Source organism: Flavobacterium sp. (assembly GCF_028712645.1).
Taxonomy (GTDB): Bacteria; Bacteroidota; Bacteroidia; order Flavobacteriales; family Flavobacteriaceae; genus Flavobacterium.
In genome coordinates this window covers 1-2,530 of the sequence record NZ_JAQTPQ010000386.1, presented here as the reverse complement: position 1 = coordinate 2,530, position 2,530 = coordinate 1, and the positions used below count along the sequence as shown (strand labels likewise).

The following is a 2,530-nucleotide window of genomic DNA, read 5'->3' as shown; positions in this document are numbered from 1 at the left end:
ACACCAGACAAAACCCAACAAAAATCAACAAAATAAAATAAGTTCAACCTATATGAAAGGACCTTTATTTTACTCAAAAATATTACTCTTTGGAGAATACGGAATTATTCGTGACTCAAAAGGTTTGTCTATTCCATACAATTTTTACAATGGTGCGTTGAAAAGAGACGCAAATCCATCTGAAGAGGCCATAAAATCAAATGAAAATTTGAAACATTTTGTTTCTTATTTAGAAACTTTACAAAGCGAACAATCCGAACTGGTTACTTTTGATTTAGCATCCTTAAAAAATGATGTCGAAACCGGAATGTTCTTTGATTCCAGTATTCCACAAGGTTACGGAGTTGGAAGTAGCGGCGCATTAGTTGCTGCTATTTACGACAAATATGCCCAAAATAAAATTACAGTTCTCGAAAATTTGACTCGAGAAAAGTTATTGAAACTAAAAAATATTTTCGCCCAAATGGAGTCCTTTTTCCACGGAAAAAGTTCGGGTTTAGATCCTTTGAACAGTTATTTGAGCATCCCGATTTTAATTAATTCAAAAGATAATATTGAAGCAACCGGAATTCCTACCCAAAGTTTAGCAGGAAGTGGGGCAGTATTTTTAATAGATTCAGGAATTGTGGGCGAAACCGCTCCTATGGTCAATATTTTTATGGAAAACTTGAAAGATCAAGGTTTCCGAAAAATGTTGAAATCTCAGTTTATCAAACATACTGATGCTTGTGTCGAAAATTTTCTTGGTGGCGATATGAAATCCTTGTTTGCCAACACTAAAAAATTATCAAAAGTAGTTTTGAATCACTTCAAACCAATGATTCCGGAACAATTTCACAGTATTTGGCAAAAAGGAATTGACACTAACGATTATTATTTGAAACTTTGTGGTTCAGGTGGCGGCGGTTACATTCTAGGTTTCACTCAAGATTTAGAAAAAGCAAGAATTTCATTAAAAGACTATAAGTTGGAAGTAGTTTATCAATTTTAAAATGCTAAGTCGGAAGAACAAAATAATCGTGATGAAATTCATCAGTTTGTTCTCTGTTGTTAGAGGTTATAACATTCCAATAATTGTTTTAGCGCAATATCTTTCGGCGATATTTATCCTTGCACCAGAAAAAAGGCCATTGTCAATACTTCTCGATTTTGATTTGTTTATTATCGTTTTTGTTTCGTCCTTGACCATTGCTTCGGGTTATATCATCAATAATTTTTACGACAGCAAAAAAGATTTGATTAATCGCCCCAATAAGTCGATGCTTGACCGATTAGTAAGTCAAAAAACAAAACTTCAAGTCTATTTTAGCCTAAATTTTATTGTTGCTTTTCTGGCTATTTTTGTTTCTTGGCGCGCATTTATGTTCTTCTCGGTTTATATTTTCCTGATTTGGTATTATTCTCATAAAATAAAAAAATACCCAATTATAGGCAATTTGACGTCGGCTTTTTTGGCAATCTTGCCTTTTTTTGCCATTCTTTTGTATTACAAAAACCTATACGAAGTCATCTTTGGTCACGCTACTTTCTTGTTTTTGTTGCTTTTAATACGGGAAATGATAAAAGATTTAGAAAATATCAAAGGTGATTTAGCCAATGATTACAAAACCATTCCCATTATTTATGGCGAAACAGTTTCGAAGCAAATTATTACCTTTTTAACAATTGCAACGATAGTTCCAATTTACGTTTTAATTGAAATTTTCGACGTTGGTTATATGGATATCTATTTTTATTCCTGCCTGATAATTTTGATTTTCTTCTTGTTACGTCTTTGGAAATCGGATACAAAAGAACACTATTTAATGCTTCATAATGTGCTGAAATTTCTAATCGTGTCGGGTGTTTTTTGCATAATCCTCATCAATCCTAGCGTACTTTGGCACGGAAGAAAACTGCTAATGTCAATATGAATTTTTAGAAACTACTTTTCTCAAGACTACGAAACCGTAATTCAAAAACAATCAACTATTAACCAATAATAAACTATCTTTGCGCACACGAGGCCATTAAAGGCCGAACTGACGAAGTAAATTATAGAATATTATGAATAACAAGGAAGGCAATAACAAAAAAAGCGGGGGAAGAGCAAACAGCTCTAGACCCAGTTCAAATAAGCCAAAACCTGCGATGCAAAAAAGGGCTCAAGGTCCTAAAAAAGTAAAACCATCCCGAAGTGTCGGGACTAAAGTTGCGGAAGCTGCTACTGATAAAGTTGAGAAAAAACCAAATCAAGCTCCTAAAAGACCAAAAGTAAAAGACGAAATTCGTTTGAACAAATACATTTCGAATTCAGGAGTTTGTTCACGTCGTGATGCCGACATTTACATTCAATCGGGCAACGTAAAAGTAAACGGAATTCCTGTTACCGAAATGGGTTATATGGTAAAACCTGGTGATGTAGTGAATTTTGATGGAGCAGTTTTGACTCCTGAGAAAAAAGTGTATATTTTGCTGAACAAACCCAAAAATTTCACAACTGCACTTGATGAAGGTCAAGAATTCCGTAATGTTTTAGAATTGGTAAAAG

Annotated in this window: 3 protein-coding genes; all 3 read left to right on the top strand. The window is 33.8% G+C overall.

Annotated features, from left to right (window positions below):
- Positions 1–52 precede the first annotated feature (52 nt).
- Positions 53–991 carry a mevalonate kinase gene (locus tag PHC28_RS18250; protein WP_300103892.1) on the top strand — a complete coding sequence of 313 codons (939 nt, stop codon included), beginning with the start codon at positions 53–55 and terminating at the stop codon, positions 989–991.
- A gap of 1 nt (position 992) precedes the next feature.
- On the top strand, positions 993–1,913 hold the full coding sequence (locus PHC28_RS18245; protein WP_300103889.1) for a geranylgeranylglycerol-phosphate geranylgeranyltransferase: 921 nt from the start codon (positions 993–995) through the stop codon (positions 1,911–1,913).
- Between the two features lie 133 nt (positions 1,914–2,046).
- Positions 2,047–2,530: S4 domain-containing protein (locus PHC28_RS18240; RefSeq protein ID WP_300103886.1), on the top strand; the 484-nt coding region annotated here is incomplete at its 3' end.